This window comes from Kribbella sp. NPDC051718, from assembly GCF_040681515.1.
In the GTDB taxonomy this organism is placed as follows: Bacteria; Actinomycetota; Actinomycetes; order Propionibacteriales; family Kribbellaceae; genus Kribbella.
The window spans coordinates 65,658-81,689 of record NZ_JBFAYZ010000009.1 but is presented as its reverse complement, the minus strand read 5'-3'; the positions used below and the strand labels follow the sequence as shown (position 1 = coordinate 81,689).

Genomic DNA, 16,032 nt, shown 5'->3' with positions numbered 1-16,032 from the left:
CATGTTCGCGGGTGCCGCCGATCACTAGGGTTGCGCTCGTGATCAACAAGCTGAGTGGGGAAATGATCGCCGGCAACGGTGCTGTCACGGCGGCGCTGACAGTCGGCGAATCATCCATCAGCCTGACACTGACGCGATCGGAGCGGCCACTCGCAGTAGTTGCTCTGGGCATCAGCATCGACGGCGCCGACCTCGGCTCGGGGTCGGCGCTCGTCCGTGCGGCGGAGTTCCCGGTCGTCGAAGAGTGGTTCGCCGTCGCCGGCAAGGCACGCGGCGATCACCTCGTCGACCACCGGGAGCTGCGGGTCGACCTGCACCACCTGGGGACCGAGCGCGATTGGACGATCCGCATCCGGGTCAGCCCCGACGGAGTCGCCGTGCGGTATGCGATCCCCGACCTGCAGGGCCTCGCCAACGTCACCTCGGACCACACCAGCGTCGAGCTCGAACTGTTCACCCGGGCATGGGTGCTCGACTACCAGACCTGGTACGAAACACCGCGGGTCGGTGTCGCCCTCTCCGACCTCGCCCCCGGCGCATACGGGCTCCCGCTCCTCGCTCAGTCGCGCGACGACTATCTGCTGGTCTCGGAGTCGGACATCGACGGCCGCTATTCAGGCGCCCACGCGGCGATCTCAGGCACGACGCTCGGCTTCGAACTGGCCGACCCGGCCGTCGAGATCGCCCGCGGCGACGTCACGCCGTGGCGGGTGTTCATCATCGGCTCGCTCGCCGACGTCGTGGAGTCCCTGTTCGTCGACGAGCTGGCTTCCCCGGTACGGCCGGAGCTCGCCGCCGCTGACTGGATCAGACCCGGCCGTGCCGCGTGGTCGTGGTGGTCCGACTTCTACTCCGGCGCGCAACTCGAGCAGCAGAAGCGATTCGTGGACGTCGCGGCGGAGCTCTCCTGGGAGCACCTGCTGATCGACTGCGGGTGGGAGGAGACCTGGGTTCCGGAGATCGTCTCCTACGCGAGCTTGCGCGGAATCCAGGTGCACCTGTGGACCGTTTGGCACGACCTCGACGGGCCGGACAAGCTCGGTCGGCTGGCGCTGTGGCGTTCGTGGGGCGTGGCCGGCATCAAGGTCGACTTCATGGAGTCGGAGTCGAAGGACCGCTACCGCTGGTACGACTCCGTGCTGCAGGAGACCGCTCGGTTGGGTCTGATGGTGAACTTCCACGGCTCGGTGATTCCGCGGGGCTGGGCCCGGACCTGGCCGCAGGTGATCGGGTACGAGGCGGTTCGCGGTTCGGAGTACTACGTGTTCTACAACGACACTCCGTTGACGGCTGAGCACAATGTCATCCTGCCGTTCACGCGCAATGTGGTCGGGGCGATGGACTACACGCCGGTGGCGTTCTCAGCCGCGGATCGGGTCACCAGCGACTGTCACGAACTCGCGCTGAGCGTGGTGTTCGAGTGTGGGATCACGCATTTCGCCGATGACGTCACCGCTTATGTCGAGCGACCGCTCGCCGCGCGGTTCCTGGCCGAACTCGCGCCGGTGTGGGACGAGACGGTCCTGCTCGCGGGGACGCCCGACACCGAGGCTGTGATGGCGCGCCGGTCCGGCGATCGCTGGTTCATCGGCTGCATCGCCGTGGGTGACGCACGAGTTGTGACCGTTGATCTGAGCAAGCTCGGGCTGGTGGATCCGGTCGCCTGGCTCGTCGAGGACGCAGCCGACGACACCGGGTTGGCCGAACGTACAGTGTCAGGTCATTCTTTCGAGGTCTCGCTGGCCAACAACGGCGGCTTCGTGGCGATCGTCTCCGACGGCGAGCTCTTCCGGTCGACTCCGCGGGCTGTGGTGGATGCGCCGACGGTCGAGCCCGCGCTCGCCGTACTCGACGACGACAACACCGCTGTGGTGACCACGAGCGCCGATGCGCGGGTGCGTGTTGCGCCTGGCTGGAGCGCCGAGCCGCTCGGCGACGGAAGTTGGCGGATCCAGGCTCCGGGCGACCTGATGCCGGGTGCTCAGGGCATCGTCACCGCCGAGTCCAGCTCGATGCCTCCGGCAATCGCCCATTCGCGAGTCGTCGTGCCGCTCGTGGCCGGCGTACACCGTCTCTCGGCGCTCCCCATGCTGGCTTTTCAGAACGAGAGCGGCCCGGTCGAGCGCGACATGAGCAACGGCGGCGGCAATCCGGCCGACGGGTCGCCGATGCGCGTCGCCGGCGTGCACTTCGCCGACGGCCTCGGAGTGTCGACGCCGTCGTCGGTCGACCTGTACTTCGGCGGCCACGCCGGACGATTCATCGCCACCGTCGGAATCGACGACGAGACACCGCAGACGCGTAGCCGCGCCGTGGTGAGCGGCGACGGCCGGGAGCTGAGTTCCGTCGTACTGGAAGCGGGAAACACCGCCGTCGACATCGAGGTCGATGTCTCCGGCGTTCGCGTTGTCACCTTGTCCACCCGAGAGGTCGCCGCCGGCGACCCTCCAGCACACGTGGACTGGGCTTCGGCCCGCTTCATCGTGACGAAAGGAAAGAAATGAACAGGAAGTCGTTGCTGTCGATCGCGGTCGTGGCGGCGCTGCTCGCCGGTTGTTCGGGCGGCGGCGGGGAGAAGTCGAGCTCCGACGGGCCGGTCACCATCACCTATGGCATCTGGGCCGGCACCCAGACCCCCGCCATGCAGGAGATCGCCACTGCCTTCACCAAAGCGAACCCGAACATCACGGTGAAGATCCAGGAGCGGCCGTACCCGGAGTTCTGGTCCACTCTGCAGACCGGTGCCGCGGGCGGGACGGCGCCGGACGCTTTCTGGATGCTGGCGCAGCAGATCAGGCCGTACGCGGCCGGGAACCAGCTGCTCGACATCACGGACACCGTCAAGCAGGAGAACGTTGACCTTGGCAATTACCCCAAGGCCGTGCTCGACCTGTACGACCAGGGCGACGGCAAGCTCTACGGTCTGCCGAAGGACGTCGACACGAATGCCGTCTGGTACAACAAGGCGATGTTCGACAAGGCCGGCGTCGCCTACCCGAAGGCAGACTGGACCTGGGCCGACTTCCGTGAGACGGCGAAGAAGCTGACCGACCCGGCCGGCGGGACCTGGGGTGTGGCCGCGCCGCTCGACTACCAGGGCGGGTACTACAACTCGATCTTCCAGGCCGGCGGCAAAGTGATCTCCGACGACGGCAAGACCGCTGCCATCGACAGCCCCGAAGCCCAGGCGGGCATCAAGTTCTGGACCGACCTGCAGGCCGACAAGTCGTCGCCGACGCTGCAGCAACTGTCGGACACCGAGGGCGAGACGATGTTCGAGCAGGGCAAGGTCGCGATGTACGTCTCGGGTGCGTACTGGGCGCTCAAGCTCTACGACAACAAGGCGATCCGCGCCAAGGTCGACGTCGCGCCGCTGCCGACCGGCGTGAAGCAGGCCACCGTGACCAGCGGGATCGAGAACGTCGGGTACGCCGGGACCAAGCACCCCGAGGAGACGAAGAAGTTCCTGCTCTTCGCCAGTGGCGAGGAGGCGGCCAACATCCAGGCCAAGTCGGGTGCCGTGCTGCCGGCGTACAAGGGCACTGAGAAGACGTGGATGAACGCGATGCCCGAGTTCAAGAACCTGCAGACGTTCATCGACGCCAAGGCGTACTCGGTGCCGCTGCCGGTGCAGGGTAACGCCGCGGAGTGGCAGGGGCTGCAGGCGAAGTACCTGACGCCCGCGTGGGACGGCAAGACGTCGGTCGCCGACGCGACCGCGCAGTACGCCGATGCCATCGACAAAGTACTGGCCGAGAACGGATGAGGAAGCGTACCGACTGGGCGGCCTTCGCCATGATCGCTCCGGCGTTCATCGGCTTGGCCGCCCTGTACCTCTGGCCGTTCGTCGCGACCTTCCTGAAGAGCTTCCGGAAGGTCCCGGTCTTCGGCCCGAGCAAGTTCAACGGGGTCGACAACTACTCGAAACTGCTCTCCGACGCTGATTTCTGGAGTGCGCTGGGCAACTCGGCGAAGTACACCGTGATCGTTTTGCTGGGTATCCCGTTGGCGGTCGTCTTCGCTGCCTTGATCCAGCAGGTCTCGCGTGGCCGGGGAATCTACCGGGTGCTGTTCTTCCTGCCGGTGGTGACGCTGCCGGTCGCGGTGGGAATGGTCTGGCGCTTCATTCTGAACGGCGATTTCGGGCTGCTGAACTACGTGTTGTCGCTGTTCGGCATTCCCGGCGAGTACTGGGTGGCGGATGACCGGTTCGCTGTCTATGCCTTCGCCGTGGTCGGTATCTGGATGGGCCTCGGCGTGAACCTGATCATCCTGGGCGCCGGGCTGCAGAACATTCCGGCCGACCTCTACGAGGCATCAGCGCTCGATGGTGCGAACCGGGTGCGGCAGTTCTTCTCGATCACGCTGCCGCTGCTCAGCCCGAGCATCTTCTTCGTCACCATTCTGACGACGATCTCGGCGCTGCAGATGTTCGACCTCGTCTTCATCATGCTCGGCAGCATCAACAACACCGCGCTGAGTGGCTCGAAGACCATCGTGTACCTGTTCTACGAAGCGGCTTTCGTGCAGTTCAAGCAGGGCTATGCCGCGGCGATCGCGATCGTGCTGCTGGTGATCATCATGATCGTGACCGCGATTCAGTTCAGTCTCCAGAAGAAGTGGGTCGTCTATGACTAGCCGTCGCGGACAGTGGCGCCTGCACGTCGTCCTGATCATCGCCGTGGTCCTCATGGTCGTCCCGTTCGTCTGGGAGATCCTGACCTCCTTCAAGACCAGCAACGAGGTCGCGTCGCTGCCACCGACGCTGTTCCCGTCGGATCCGACGGCCAAGGGCTACCGCAGCTTCTTCCACGTCACGCCGTTCTGGGCGCAGTTCACCGTCTCGGCGGTCTCGCTCATCCTGCGAGTCGTCGGTCAGGTCTTCGTGGCGGCCCTCGCCGGGTACGCCTTCGCGCGGCTCAACTTCCCCGGCCGCAGGACCCTGTTCGCGTGCTTCATGCTGATGCTGATGGTGCCGAGCCAGCTGTTCCTGCTTGGCCAGTTCGACATCATGAAGGGACTCGGGCTGCTCGACACGGTGCCCGCGCTGGCCATCCCCGGCATCTTCTCGGCCTTCGGGACCTTCCTGATGCGACAGGCCTTCCTGACGATGCCGAAGGACTACGAGGAGGCTGCCCGGCTCGACGGCGCGGGCACCTTCCGGACCTTCTGGAGCGTGATGTTGCCGATGGCACGATCGATGATCGCCGCTCTCGCCGTACTGACCTCCCTGTACTCCTGGAACGACCTGCTCTGGCCGCTGATCGTCGCCCCGGCCGGCGACGCCAGGCCATTGCCGGTCGGACTCGCCAGCCTGCAGGGACAGTTCGGCACCGACTACCCCACCCTGATGGCGGGCGCGCTGATCTGCACCCTGCCGTTGGTGGTCGTCTTCATCGTGTTGCAGCGGCAGTTCTTCGCCGGTATCGCCAACAGCGGCCTGAAAGGCTGACGGATCAGACCGCGTCGCGCCGGCGGAACTGGGTCGGGCTCATTCCGTGGAAGCGGCTGAACTGACGCGAGAAATAGAGCGGATCGGAGTACCCCAGCTCGTCGGCGATGCTCGCGACCGTCGCCGGCGAGCCGTCGAGCAACTGCCGCGCGCGAGCCATCCGGAGACTCTGGTGGTGCGCCAGTACTCCCCCGCCGGTGACCTTGCGGAAGAGCGCGCTCAGATGCGACGGCGAAACCCCGACCAGCTTCGCCAGCTCCGGAACCTTCACGCTGCTGTCCAGCCGGTCCGCCAGATAACTCATTGCCCGCTGCAACGGATCCCCGTCGGCGGGCATCACCCGGTCGACATTGATCTGGGTCAGCAGTTTCCACGCCGCACCCGCGGTACCGATCAACCAGGCGGGCGACTGCCCCCGCTCGAGACTCGAGACAATCTCGTCCAGCAACGCCACCGCCCGCTCCATCCGCCGAATCGGCACGATCGGCCGCGCGGCCGAAACCTCGAGCGTCTCGACCAGCTCCGCGACGTCACTCCCCGACAGATGACACCACCAGATCGACCAGGGACTGTTCTCGTCCGACCCATAGGTGTGCGGCACCCCCCGAGGAATGATCAACGCCGTCTGCGACCCGATCCGGTGGGTCGCATCCCCGACCCGAGCCCATCCCGTCCCCGCCGCACAGACGATCACGATCGTCTCGTCGATCCCCCGCGGCCGCTGCATCCGATGTCCGCGGGCCATCGGAAAGTACCCCGCCACCGTCACCAGCAACCGCCGCGTCACCGGCCGCCCCAAGGCCCCCGTAACAAGCGGCCGGGGCACTACGACAATCCGCTCGTTCCGAAAACCTTCCTGGATGGGCATCCCCCCATGATGCACCATCCAGGCCACTGTTCCCGTTACAAATAAGGCTGTTCCACCTCAGCCCACCAAGGTGAACGTCCTGGTCGCCTTGGCCAGAGTTGTAGTGAGTACGGCACGATCAGTGAGCCGCCCGGCGACCGTGATCTCAACCGCCTGATCCGGAATGCCGTACAGACTCACAAAGCGGTTCGCCACCCAGCGCGTCGTACCTCCGGAGCGATAGCTGTACACGAGCGTCGCCACGGCGACTTTCCCACCACGGGCGGTCGTCAGCGTGTCCGTAGCCCTCCCGAGGATCCGCAGTCCCGACGTGCCGCGAAGGGCAGCCTCCCGCTTCTTCATCGCCGCAGCAGGCGTGATCTTGCGCCGCTGATCGATGTCGAACCGAATCAACCGAGCCGCCGACGGATCCACAAACCGGTCTTGCCACTTACCCGTCTTCGCCTGCCGCCACGCCCGCGGAACCGACACCACTCCACCGCAGTAGTCCGGCGAGACACACGCCAGCATCCGCTGCGCGTAAACCATCCCCTGCACATGCTGCCAGCAACAACCGTCCCAGGCGTCGCCCCGGCCGGCAACGCAACCCCCAACGCCATCCCAGCCGCCCCCAAGACAGCCGCGCCCACTCGCCAAGCCCGCATCACATCTCCCCCTTCGCTCGATACCTCCCGACGCAGGTAAGACGCACCCACCCGTCCCCTGGTTGGAAACCCACCATGGCGTCATCCAGACTTTGGCCATGCGAATCCTGCTCCGGGTCAAACCGGGAGCTTCCCGGACCGTCGTCGGCGGCCGGTACGACGGCCCGGCCGGCCCCGCCTTGGTGGTCGCGGTCTCCGCCCGGGCGGTGGAGGGCCAGGCGACGGAGGGCCAGGCGACGGAGGCTGTACTCCAGGCGGTCGCGGCGGCGTTCGGAGTACGGCCGTCGGGTGTGACTCTGGTGCGGGGCGCGACCAGTCGCGACAAGTTGGTCGAGGTCCAGGGCGATGAAACAGACCTTCTGTCGACGCTCGACAGGCTGCGGGTCAGTCCTTCTTGAGGCGGTCTTCGCCGAGGCGTTCGGTGTCGGCTACGAGTTCCTCGGAGATCCGGTTGAGCTTGACGTTGCGGTGCTGGGACAACCGGGTCAGGAAGGCGAAGGCGCGCTGATCCGTCAGCGTGTAGCGCTCCATCAGGATGCCGATCGCCTGGCCGATCGTCCGCCGGGTCCGCAGCGCGTCCTGCAGGTTGCCGATCTCGCGCGCATAGTCGATCGCCAGCGCCGACTGATGCGTGAACAGCGCCCCGATCGCGCCGAGATCCTCGAACGAGCCGACCGTCGTCGAGTACAGATTCAGCGCCCCTTGCGATTTGGGTGCGTCGAAGAGACGGAGGCCCGCCTGGGCGGAGATCCCGGCGGCAACCGCGGTTGCGGCGTACCGGGGAAAGCGCGGGTCGGACGCAAGGTCCGGCGACAGGACGTGCACGCTGTCGGTCGCAGCCTCGTAGCAGGGGCCTTCCTGGAGCTGGTACTGCGCAGCATCCAGACCCAAGATCAAGTCGTCGGTCGGCGCGGCGGTCTCCAGCCGGCCGTCGCTGTGCTTCACCGTGATGCTCGCGTACTCCACCTCCGGAAGCACCTCGACCGCCGCAGCCGTGATGCGACCGAGCGTGTGGTCCAGGTCGCCCGCAGTCAGCGACTCCGACAGCCGCCGCGCTGCCTCCAGAAGCTTGGTGTCATCCATAGATCGCAGGTACCCGCGTAGACCGCTCCGAACCCAATCGGACCCATCAAGCGGCTGACGGCAAGGGGGCGAGCCTGTCTCTGAGATCGTCGAGGATCTGGCGGAGCAGGCGGGACACCTGCATCTGGCTGACACCGATCTCGGTACCGATGTCGGTCTGCGTCAGCCCCTCCACGAACCGCAACTGCAGGATCTCCCGATCCCGATCACACAGGTCCGCCAGAACCGGCCGGAGCACCTCGATCGCCTCCAACTGATCCAGCGCCCGGTCGTCCTCGTCCGCCACCACATCGGCCAGCGGCAGGCCGGCATCCGTTTCCGGCCGATCCAGCGACAGCACCCTGAAACAACCACGAGCGGCCCTCGCCCGGTCGATCTCCTCGACCTCGACCCCCAGCCGCTCGGCGATCTCGGCCGAATTCGGCTCGCGACCCAGCTCCTGCTCCAGATCCGGCAGCTTCGCCGCGATCATCCCCTGCAACTCCTGCAGCCGGCGCGGGATCCGCACCGTCCACGCGCAGTCACGGAAGTACCGCTTCACCTCGCCCCGAATTGTCGGGATCGCATAACCGATGAACGGCGTATCCGCCGCCCGCCGATACCCGTGCGCCGCCTTCACCAACCCCAGATAGGCGACCTGCTCCAGATCCTCCTCATCCGGGCCCTTGTGCCGGAACCGCCGCGAGATCCCCCGGGCGATCTCGATGTTCAACTCGACGATCGACTCGAGCAGCTCCTGCCGCACGGTTTCGTCGGTACTACGCTCCCGCCGCTCGAACAACTCCTGCGTCGCCGACTCGCGCGCTGCGCGATCGCTGGCGGAGTAGCACTGCGTGGGCACCGAACTGACAGAAAACACCATTTTGACCTCGCGACAAGTTCCGTCACGGCGTGGCCTTTCTCCAGACCACGGTCAGCAGCACCCCCTCCGTACCCCCATCACCCAGAACTCATGCGTCTGTCGCGGCGGCACCCGGTTTGCCGTCGGGTACCGGCGCTGCGGAGTCGCGCTGACGGGTGCGCGGCCGGGTGAAGGGATAGTGGCATGGCTGCCGATGTCGTCGATCTGATCATGCAGGACCACCGCGAGGTCGAGCGGTTGTTCGACGAGCTGAAGAACAACCCGGACAAGCGCAAGGGCCTGGTACCTGTGCTCACGACCCTGCTGTCGGCACACAGCCGCGCCGAGGAGTCCGCCGTCTACCCGGCAGCCGCCGCCGAAGCCGACGAGGCCGATGACGTCGCGCACAGCCAGGAAGAGCACATCGAAGCAGACCAGCTGCTCGCCGAACTGGCTGCCACCGATCCGGACTCCGCGGCCTTCGACAAGGCGCTCCAGAACCTCGTCGACGCCGTCACCCACCATGTCGAAGAGGAAGAGACCAAGGTCCTTCCCGGTATGCGCGCCAACCTCAGCCAGGAGCGCCTCCTCGAACTGGGCGAAGCCTTCGCGGCCAGCCGCAAGGAACACCTCGGTGACCAGCCCGACGACATCACTCGCGACGAGCTCCTCCAGCAGGCGCGCAACGCGGACATCTCCGGCGTCTCGTCACTCGCCAAGGACGACCTGCAGAAGAAGCTCCAGCAGGAGGCCGGCGAGTAGGCGTCCCTGGGTCAGCTGAGTCAGCGGTCCAGTGTGCGGTCGGGGGCTGAGGGGGTCGTTGGCCGGTGGAGTGAGGCCGGTGTGGATGGTGGTTTCGTCACGGCGCCCCGGGCGTCGGCGTTCGTGGCGAGTACCGCGCGCAGGTGATCGACCTCGGGATCGACCGACCGCAACGCCGGGAAGGGGTCCTTGGCAGGTGGCAAGGTGTCCATGCCCCGCCCGGCGGCGCTCAGGGCCTGGTCGGTCATCGGGCCCGGGGTCGGGTTGAAGGTGCCTTGCTCGCCAGGAGTGCGGACCTGGGTGGTGTACCAGACACGGTCGCCGTGCGGGCGTAGCTCTGGATACTCAACTGCGTAGTACTCGGTGTCCCGCCACGGCTGCTGACAGATGACGCCGGTCTCGAGTTCCGGGTTGGCCTCCATCGCTGCGGCCGTGTCCCGGGCGTACTGCGCCGACATACAGGACCAGACCTCGCGCTGAAATGCATAACCGTCGCTGGGTCGGGCCTCCTCCATCACCCGGATTCGGGCGTCCAGCTCGGGATCCTCACTGCGCAACGCCCGCAGATGATCCGGCGACACATCGGACCACAACTGCATCCGCTCGATCGTGCCGCCATCGGTGGTGCTCTCCAGCAAGACGATGTCCGGGTTCTCGCTCGCGAGCATCTCGGCCACCTGCATGTTGCTCAGCTCGCCGTCGTCAGTACGGACCGGATCCCCCGTCGCCGGATCGAGCGTCGGCCCAGCCCAGAACAACCGGGTACGGTCCGGGCCGGCGTCGACATCGAACCAGCGCTCACCCCGCCGCGTCGCCTCGACACCATCCGCGAGCCAGTGGGCCAGATCGTGCTGAGACTCCAGCGGTACGCCGCGGGCGACCAACTCCAGCCGCGCCGCCTCGAACAACACCTCGCTCTCCGCAACGCTCTGCGGAGCAGGAGCTCGTCCTGTATGAGTCGCACGGGCCCGCTCGAAGTGCTCATCATCAAGCACATCGAGAACGACACCCAGCGACCCCATCACTAGTCAGCGCCCCGCCGCACCAACTGCTGCACACTCATCGCCGGATGCTTCGGGTCGAACTCCAGCCCCGCATGCGCCGCATACAGATGAAACTCCAGCCCAGGCCGCTCCCAGACCGCCAGATACCCGGCGCTGCGCGGGTCGTACTCATCCCGCCACCGCGCACTCGGAAAGTCCGGATCCACACAAGCCCCGACATACCCAGGCTCGCCCAGATACCGCCGTACCAACTCCAGATACCGAGGCCACTGCCGCTCCCGCACAATCCGCACGGCCTCGGGGTAGTCCTGCGCCGTCAACCGGTACGCCGCCCACCCACCCCGACTCGTATCGAACGACGCCCGCTCGCCCCCCACAACAACCAACGACCCGCGCTTGGTCGTGAACGACCACCCGGCCTGCCGCACATCCACAGCCCCAGTAACCGCCTCAGAACTCCAGCCGGCGGCTCGCTGCACCCGCTCCCGCAACTCGCGCAGCGCCGCCTCACCCCCACCGCCCGGCCCCCACATCGCGCGCCAGTCCGGCACGTCCACGATGTCCGCCAACACGGCCTCGAGATCACCGAGCGGCTCATCCTTGATCTTCACCATCGCAGTATCACATCGGCCTAGACCACCACCCCGGAAGCTTGCGGATCCGGCGGTCGGGGCGGCTCAGAGTTCGCCCTTGGCGAGCTTGATCAGGCGGTCCAGCAGTTGTCCGCCGCCGGTTCTCAGGCCGCTGTGCAGGTACTCGTTGGTGACCCAGGTCTTCAGCGACGGGATCAGCCGGGCGGTTTCCAGCGAGTACGTCATGTCCACATACGGGTCGTCGACGTACACGACCGCCGCACTGGGCACCTCGCAGCGCGAGAGCACGTCCGCGTCGTACAGCTGAGGCCAATCCTCCTCGGCCAGGACAGCTGCGACCTCACGGTACGGGCGCAGCTCGGCCGCGTCCTCGAAGTACCAGGGGTAGATGTGCTCGCCGGTCAGCAGCAGGGAGTCGCCCTGGAAGTCGTCGGGCTGGGTCCGCTGCGCCGACCATCGAGTCGCGCCGCCATCGGAATAGCTCGACTCGTGCAGCACGGCGTAGAGCGGGTTGCGTGCGTTGAACGGCAGCATGGCCAGCAGGTCATGAGTGAACGCGGGTGAACGCGGGTCACGCTCGAGCAGGTAATGGAGAGCCTCGGCGCCGCCGTCCATCCCGAGTGGATGTCCGATCGTGCGCGCGAGCCGCCTGCTGACGGCGTGGCCGAAGGGATCGACGATCTCGCCGGCATCGCAGAGGTCCAGCAGCCGCGCCAGCCGTTCCCGATCGCCGGGGAAGCGCCGGTGGTAACGCTCGTTGAGCATTCGCATGCTGGCGAAGGTCGTGGCATACACGTCGTCGGCGGGACGGCCGACCGGCGGCAGGCCCCCGGTGAAGATCACCTCGTTGAGCGAATCAGGCGCGACGCTGAGGTACCGCAGACCGCAGTAGCCACCGAACGACTGCCCCAGGACGCTCCACCGATCCAGACCCAGATGCTGCCGGAATGCCTCCGCGTCCTGGACGATGGCGTCCGCCCGGAAGTTGCTCAACCGCCTCGCGTCCGCACGTGGGTCGGCACCGGGAGCGCCGTACGGGGTGGACAAGCCGGTACCGCGTTGATCCAGCATCAGTACGCGGTAGTCACGCAGCGCCCGATGCAACCAAGAGGGCGCCGCGGGCCAGCCGACCGGCCTGGGCGCTTCATGACCGGGACCGCCCTGCAAGAACACCAGGACAGGCCGATCGAGCCCGTCCGGCGCCGCCACCTCCCGACCGAAAACCTCGATCGTCTCGCCTGCGGTGTCGCCGTGGTCCAGTGGCAGGGACAGCACATGATCGGTCACCACCAGCCCCGCCACATTCCGCCGCGTCCCGCTCGCCGCACGTTCGGTCATTCGCGATCGTCTCCTAACACTAGAACATATGTTCGAAGATAAGCTACCGTAGACACCATGCTTGGACGATTCACGGTGCGCCTCTCCGACGATGGCAGCGGCACGTTCGGCGTGTGGGACAACACGGTCAACAGCTGGCGGGTGACCAACCTCGACCTGGCCACCGCCGAGCAGACCAAAACAGACCTCGACCTGCAATTCAACGCCGACGGCCCCCGCCCACCCGACCACATCCGCACCGTCGACCCACCCCAGCCCGTCGACTGCCTGGTCGCCTGGGAACGAGGCGACCTGGACGCCTGGATCCGCGACAACGGCCAATGGTTCGGCCGAGTCCGAGACCGCAACGGCCACATCACCTGGATCCCCCAATCCGACCTACGCCCAGCCAACCAGGACACCCCCTAAAACCAAACAGCATCCTCCACACGACGCAACAGCAACCTGCGAAACAGCGCGAGCTCCTACTCGAGTTCCGCCGGACGTCCACCTGGCCAACGCTCGAAAGGCAGGGCTTGGGGTACCTCCATCGCCCGCGTGACGAGTCGTGCCGGGGCGCCGTGAATCAGCTAACAGACCACGCCCGGGGATGCCCACCGGCTCCATCGAGAAGCCGCCACCGCCCATCGCGGGTGCACGCGAGATGGCCGGCCTCAGCGACTCGAGTGCCTACTCTCGGTTCGCGCGACGAAGGAGCGCACAACTGGGGTGGGTGGGAGCGCCGAGTGGGGAGCGACGCAGGAGCGAGCGGCGAGGCAGCGTGGGGTTTTCCCTTGGCTACTTGAGTTCGGCGGAGGTTTTGCCGAGGAGGCGGCGGGCGATGATTAGTTGTTGGATTTGTTGGGTGCCTTCGAAGATGTCGAGGATTTTGGAGTCTCTCGCCCACTTTTCGAGGAGTTCGTGTTCGGAGTAGCCGATGCTTCCCGCTAGTTCTACGCAGCGGAGGGTGATGTCGTTGGCGGTACAGCCGGCTTTGGCTTTGGCCATGGAGGCTTGGAGGGAGTTGGGTTGAGAGTTGTCTGCCATCCAGGCGGCTTGGAGGGTGAGGAGGTAGGCGGCTTCCCAGTCGGCTTCCATTTGGAGGTACGACGCTGCGGCGGCCGGCTGCAGGTGGATCGGGCGGTCGTAGTCGACCTCGACGCCGGCATCCGACAACAGTGAGCGGGTGACCTCCAACGAGGCGCGGGCGCAGCCGACGGCCATCGCGGCGACGAGGGGGCGGGTGTTGTCGAAGGTTTGCATGACGCCGGCGAAGCCTTTGTCTGCGTCGATCTCGGGGGTACCGAGCAGGTTGGCGGCTGGGACACGGCAGTTGTCGAAGCGGATGGTGGCGGTGTCCGAGGAGCGGATGCCGAGTTTGTGTTCGAGTCGCTCGACCGTCATCCCGGGGGTGTCCTTGAAGACGACGAAGGATTTGATGGCAGCTCGTCCAACAGACTTGTCGAGCGTCGCCCACACGACTACGGCGTCGCAGCGGCCGCCCGCGGTGACGAAGATCTTCTCGCCGTTGATCACGTACGCATCGCCGTCGAGCCGTGCCGTCGTCTGGATGCTCGCTGAGTCAGAGCCGCACTCCGGCTCCGTGATCGCCATCCCGGCCCACACGCCGTCGAACCGCCGCAGCTGCTCATCCGACGCCACCGAAGCGATCGCCGAGTTGCCAAGACCCTGCCGCGGCATCGACAACAGCAGCCCGACATCGCCCCAGCACATCTCCATCACGGACAGCACCGATGACAGGTTCGACCCGTTCTTCACCTTGCCGTCGTCATCTTCAGCAACCGAGGTACGCCGTACGCCGCCGGCCCCAGCTCCCGACCCAGTACCGGACGCCCCCAACCCGTCGACCATCGCCGCGAGCATGTCGAGTTCCTTCGGGTACGCGTGCTCGGCCAGGTCGTACTGACGCGAATTCGGCCGCAACATCTCCGCCGCGACCTGATGCGCCTGGTGGACGAAGGCGCGGAACTTCCGCGGCGTCTCGAGGTTGATCATCAGACCAGCACCGCACCTTCCATCACGCCGACGGCCCGCAAGTCGCGGTACCACCGCTCCACCGGATGCTCCTTCACAAACCCGTGCCCGCCGAGCAACTGCACCCCGTCGGTCCCGATCTGCATCCCGTTCTCGGTGCACAACCGCCGCGCCAGCGCCACCTCGCGCGCGAACGGAAGCCCTTGCTCAGCACGCGATCCGGCCCGGTACGTCACCAGCCGCATCCCCTCGAGCTCGATCGCGATGTTCGCCACCATGAAGGCCACCGACTGCCGATGACTGATCGGCTCACCAAAAGCAGTCCGCTCGTTCACGTACGGCGTGACGTAGTCGAGCACCGCCTTCGCAGTACCGAGCGAAAGCGCACACCATCCCAACCGTGACAGCCGCACGCACTCCGCATAGTCCGAGAGCGTCCCCAACTGCACAGCCGGTACGTCGTCCAGCAACACCCGACTCAGCGAGGCCGCCCGCAACCCCATCGACGGCTCGGCCTCGATCGTCACGCCCGGATGCTCGGACTCGACCAGGAACAGCGCCGGCCCCTGATCCTCCAGCTGAGCCGCGATCACGAACACCTCAGCCTCAGCACCCCGCGGCACCAACGACTTGACCCCGTTGAGCAAATGCCCAGTTCGTTGCCTGGTCGCCCTGGTCTTCAACGCAAAAGGATCGAACAACGCCCGCGGCTCGACGATCGCCAGCGCGGCGGCCGGTACCGACCCACCCGTGAAGGCCGGCAGGTACGTCGCCTGCTGCGTCTCGTCACCCCACAACGAAATCGCGGTGCTGACCGCGGCCGGCGCCAGACACGCGACCGCCTGACCCATGTCACCATGCGCCATCGCTTCGGCCACCAGTACGCCGGTCATCGCCGACCGCTCGCTGACGATCCCACCGAGTTCTTCCGGTACTTCGATCAGGCTCAACCCGAGCTCAGCCGACTGAGCGAGCACCTTGGCATCCGTCGCGCCGGCAACATCGGCCTCGGCCGCAGCGGGTCGCAGCACCTCAGCGGCGTACTCAGTCACCACCCCGACGACCATCTGCTGATCCTCGGTCGGCGTCAGGTCGAACCGCCCGGTCCCCTTCGCTGCGGGCAACCGCGACGGCTTGGCCAGCTTCGACGCCGCCACGAAACTCCGCGTCAGCGCCCCAGCCGTCCGGAATCCGGTCTTGGTCGCCTCGAACACCACCCGCTCGGTCTGCTTGCGCCACCCGAACCGATCGATCACCTGGGACTTCGCCAGCCGGTTCAGCAGCGCGACCCCGACTCCGATCGGATCCCGCCTGCGCCCGGGCTTCGCACTCTGCTGGATGGCCATGCGCCAACTGTAAACCGAAGTTACAACCCAAGTCACGTGATCCAACGCGCCACACCTGTCCCGATCGACAGGTAGTGCACCGCGAGACGCCGTACACAAATCAGCCCAGCAGGCTGACGTGCACTAC

At 66.5% G+C, this 16,032-nt stretch carries 16 protein-coding genes; 7 read left to right on the top strand and 9 right to left on the bottom strand.

Translation table 11 applies throughout. The features are described from left to right. Nucleotides 1–38: 38 nt before the first annotated feature. Genes AB0M15_RS30115 through AB0M15_RS30100 form a run of 4 tightly spaced genes read left to right on the top strand, consistent with a single transcriptional unit; the run spans nucleotide 39 to nucleotide 5,452 of the window. Nucleotides 39–2,504: a glycoside hydrolase family 97 catalytic domain-containing protein gene (locus AB0M15_RS30115; RefSeq protein ID WP_363825179.1), complete on the top strand. Its 2,466-nt coding sequence runs from the start codon at nucleotides 39–41 to the stop codon at nucleotides 2,502–2,504. Continuing rightward, nucleotides 2,501–3,766, top strand: coding sequence for a sugar ABC transporter substrate-binding protein (locus tag AB0M15_RS30110; RefSeq protein WP_363825175.1), 1,266 nt, complete (start codon nucleotides 2,501–2,503; stop codon nucleotides 3,764–3,766). Before AB0M15_RS30115 ends, AB0M15_RS30110 begins: the two co-directional genes overlap by 4 nt. Continuing rightward, a complete protein-coding gene (locus AB0M15_RS30105) occupies nucleotides 3,763–4,638 on the top strand; it encodes a sugar ABC transporter permease (RefSeq protein ID WP_363825172.1) in 876 nt (291 codons plus the stop codon). The genes AB0M15_RS30110 and AB0M15_RS30105 overlap by 4 nt, the downstream gene beginning before the upstream one ends. After that, nucleotides 4,631–5,452: a carbohydrate ABC transporter permease gene (locus tag AB0M15_RS30100; protein ID WP_363825169.1), complete on the top strand. Its 822-nt coding sequence runs from the start codon at nucleotides 4,631–4,633 to the stop codon at nucleotides 5,450–5,452. The genes AB0M15_RS30105 and AB0M15_RS30100 overlap by 8 nt, the downstream gene beginning before the upstream one ends. Before the next feature lie 4 nt (nucleotides 5,453–5,456). Here AB0M15_RS30100 and AB0M15_RS30095 read toward each other — a convergent pair whose 3' ends face one another. Together AB0M15_RS30095 and AB0M15_RS30090 are read right to left on the bottom strand one after the other, a co-directional pair. Next, a complete protein-coding gene (locus AB0M15_RS30095) occupies nucleotides 5,457–6,239 on the bottom strand; it encodes an AraC family transcriptional regulator (RefSeq protein WP_363825166.1) in 783 nt (260 codons plus the stop codon). 138 nt (nucleotides 6,240–6,377) lie between these two features. Next, nucleotides 6,378–6,848 (bottom strand): hypothetical protein, encoded by a 471-nt coding sequence (locus AB0M15_RS30090; protein ID WP_363825163.1) that lies wholly within the window; start codon nucleotides 6,846–6,848, stop codon nucleotides 6,378–6,380. A 214-nt stretch (nucleotides 6,849–7,062) separates the two neighbouring features. Here AB0M15_RS30090 and AB0M15_RS30085 point away from each other — a divergent pair, with 214 nt between their 5' ends. Continuing rightward, nucleotides 7,063–7,362: a DUF167 domain-containing protein gene (locus AB0M15_RS30085; protein ID WP_363825160.1), complete on the top strand. Its 300-nt coding sequence runs from the start codon at nucleotides 7,063–7,065 to the stop codon at nucleotides 7,360–7,362. Here AB0M15_RS30085 and AB0M15_RS30080 read toward each other — a convergent pair. After that, nucleotides 7,349–8,047 (bottom strand): GAF and ANTAR domain-containing protein, encoded by a 699-nt coding sequence (locus AB0M15_RS30080; protein ID WP_363825157.1) that lies wholly within the window; start codon nucleotides 8,045–8,047, stop codon nucleotides 7,349–7,351. The genes AB0M15_RS30085 and AB0M15_RS30080 overlap by 14 nt on opposite strands. Before the next feature lie 46 nt (nucleotides 8,048–8,093). Further along, the gene (locus AB0M15_RS30075) at nucleotides 8,094–8,888 is read right to left on the bottom strand and encodes a sigma-70 family RNA polymerase sigma factor (RefSeq protein WP_363825153.1); all 795 of its coding nucleotides are present in this window, start codon (nucleotides 8,886–8,888) and stop codon (nucleotides 8,094–8,096) included. Between the two features lie 204 nt (nucleotides 8,889–9,092). Between AB0M15_RS30075 and AB0M15_RS30070 the strand changes: the two genes are divergently transcribed. Continuing rightward, entirely contained in the window at nucleotides 9,093–9,650 is a 558-nt protein-coding gene (locus tag AB0M15_RS30070; RefSeq protein ID WP_363825150.1) for a hemerythrin domain-containing protein, read from the top strand. A 20-nt stretch (nucleotides 9,651–9,670) separates the two neighbouring features. Here the strand turns inward: AB0M15_RS30070 and AB0M15_RS30065 are convergent, their stop codons facing one another. The 3 genes from AB0M15_RS30065 to AB0M15_RS30055 all read right to left on the bottom strand — a co-directional run bounded on the left by AB0M15_RS30065 (nucleotide 9,671) and on the right by AB0M15_RS30055 (nucleotide 12,585). After that, nucleotides 9,671–10,645 (bottom strand): hypothetical protein, encoded by a 975-nt coding sequence (locus tag AB0M15_RS30065; RefSeq protein ID WP_363825147.1) that lies wholly within the window; start codon nucleotides 10,643–10,645, stop codon nucleotides 9,671–9,673. Between the two features lie 29 nt (nucleotides 10,646–10,674). After that, entirely contained in the window at nucleotides 10,675–11,268 is a 594-nt protein-coding gene (locus AB0M15_RS30060) for a hypothetical protein (protein ID WP_363825144.1), read from the bottom strand. A gap of 63 nt (nucleotides 11,269–11,331) precedes the next feature. Then, nucleotides 11,332–12,585 carry an alpha/beta fold hydrolase gene (locus AB0M15_RS30055; RefSeq protein ID WP_363825141.1) on the bottom strand — a complete coding sequence of 418 codons (1,254 nt, stop codon included), beginning with the start codon at nucleotides 12,583–12,585 and terminating at the stop codon, nucleotides 11,332–11,334. 57 nt (nucleotides 12,586–12,642) lie between these two features. Between AB0M15_RS30055 and AB0M15_RS30050 the strand changes: the two genes are divergently transcribed. Continuing rightward, complete coding sequence (locus tag AB0M15_RS30050) at nucleotides 12,643–12,993, top strand: hypothetical protein (protein WP_363825138.1); 351 nt, start codon at nucleotides 12,643–12,645, stop codon at nucleotides 12,991–12,993. 369 nt (nucleotides 12,994–13,362) lie between these two features. On the opposite strand, the gene AB0M15_RS30045 is transcribed toward AB0M15_RS30050, so the two are convergent. Then, nucleotides 13,363–14,580 carry an acyl-CoA dehydrogenase family protein gene (locus AB0M15_RS30045; RefSeq protein WP_363825135.1) on the bottom strand — a complete coding sequence of 406 codons (1,218 nt, stop codon included), beginning with the start codon at nucleotides 14,578–14,580 and terminating at the stop codon, nucleotides 13,363–13,365. Beyond that, nucleotides 14,580–15,905, bottom strand: a complete 1,326-nt coding sequence (locus AB0M15_RS30040) for an acyl-CoA dehydrogenase family protein (RefSeq protein WP_363825132.1) — start codon at nucleotides 15,903–15,905, stop codon at nucleotides 14,580–14,582. Before AB0M15_RS30040 ends, AB0M15_RS30045 begins: the two co-directional genes overlap by 1 nt. Nucleotides 15,906–16,032 lie beyond the last annotated feature (127 nt).

Coding starts and splice junctions, on each gene's coding strand:
- AB0M15_RS30050 (WP_363825138.1), top strand. CDS start 12,643: ATGCTTGGACGATTCACGGTGCGCCTCTCCGACGATGGCAGCGGCACG.
- AB0M15_RS30045 (WP_363825135.1), bottom strand. CDS start 14,580: ATGATCAACCTCGAGACGCCGCGGAAGTTCCGCGCCTTCGTCCACCAG.
- AB0M15_RS30060 (WP_363825144.1), bottom strand. CDS start 11,268: ATGGTGAAGATCAAGGATGAGCCGCTCGGTGATCTCGAGGCCGTGTTG.
- AB0M15_RS30040 (WP_363825132.1), bottom strand. CDS start 15,905: ATGGCCATCCAGCAGAGTGCGAAGCCCGGGCGCAGGCGGGATCCGATC.
- AB0M15_RS30110 (WP_363825175.1), top strand. CDS start 2,501: ATGAACAGGAAGTCGTTGCTGTCGATCGCGGTCGTGGCGGCGCTGCTC.
- AB0M15_RS30085 (WP_363825160.1), top strand. CDS start 7,063: ATGCGAATCCTGCTCCGGGTCAAACCGGGAGCTTCCCGGACCGTCGTC.
- AB0M15_RS30080 (WP_363825157.1), bottom strand. CDS start 8,047: ATGGATGACACCAAGCTTCTGGAGGCAGCGCGGCGGCTGTCGGAGTCG.
- AB0M15_RS30090 (WP_363825163.1), bottom strand. CDS start 6,848: ATGGTTTACGCGCAGCGGATGCTGGCGTGTGTCTCGCCGGACTACTGC.
- AB0M15_RS30055 (WP_363825141.1), bottom strand. CDS start 12,585: ATGACCGAACGTGCGGCGAGCGGGACGCGGCGGAATGTGGCGGGGCTG.
- AB0M15_RS30100 (WP_363825169.1), top strand. CDS start 4,631: ATGACTAGCCGTCGCGGACAGTGGCGCCTGCACGTCGTCCTGATCATC.
- AB0M15_RS30070 (WP_363825150.1), top strand. CDS start 9,093: ATGGCTGCCGATGTCGTCGATCTGATCATGCAGGACCACCGCGAGGTC.
- AB0M15_RS30105 (WP_363825172.1), top strand. CDS start 3,763: ATGAGGAAGCGTACCGACTGGGCGGCCTTCGCCATGATCGCTCCGGCG.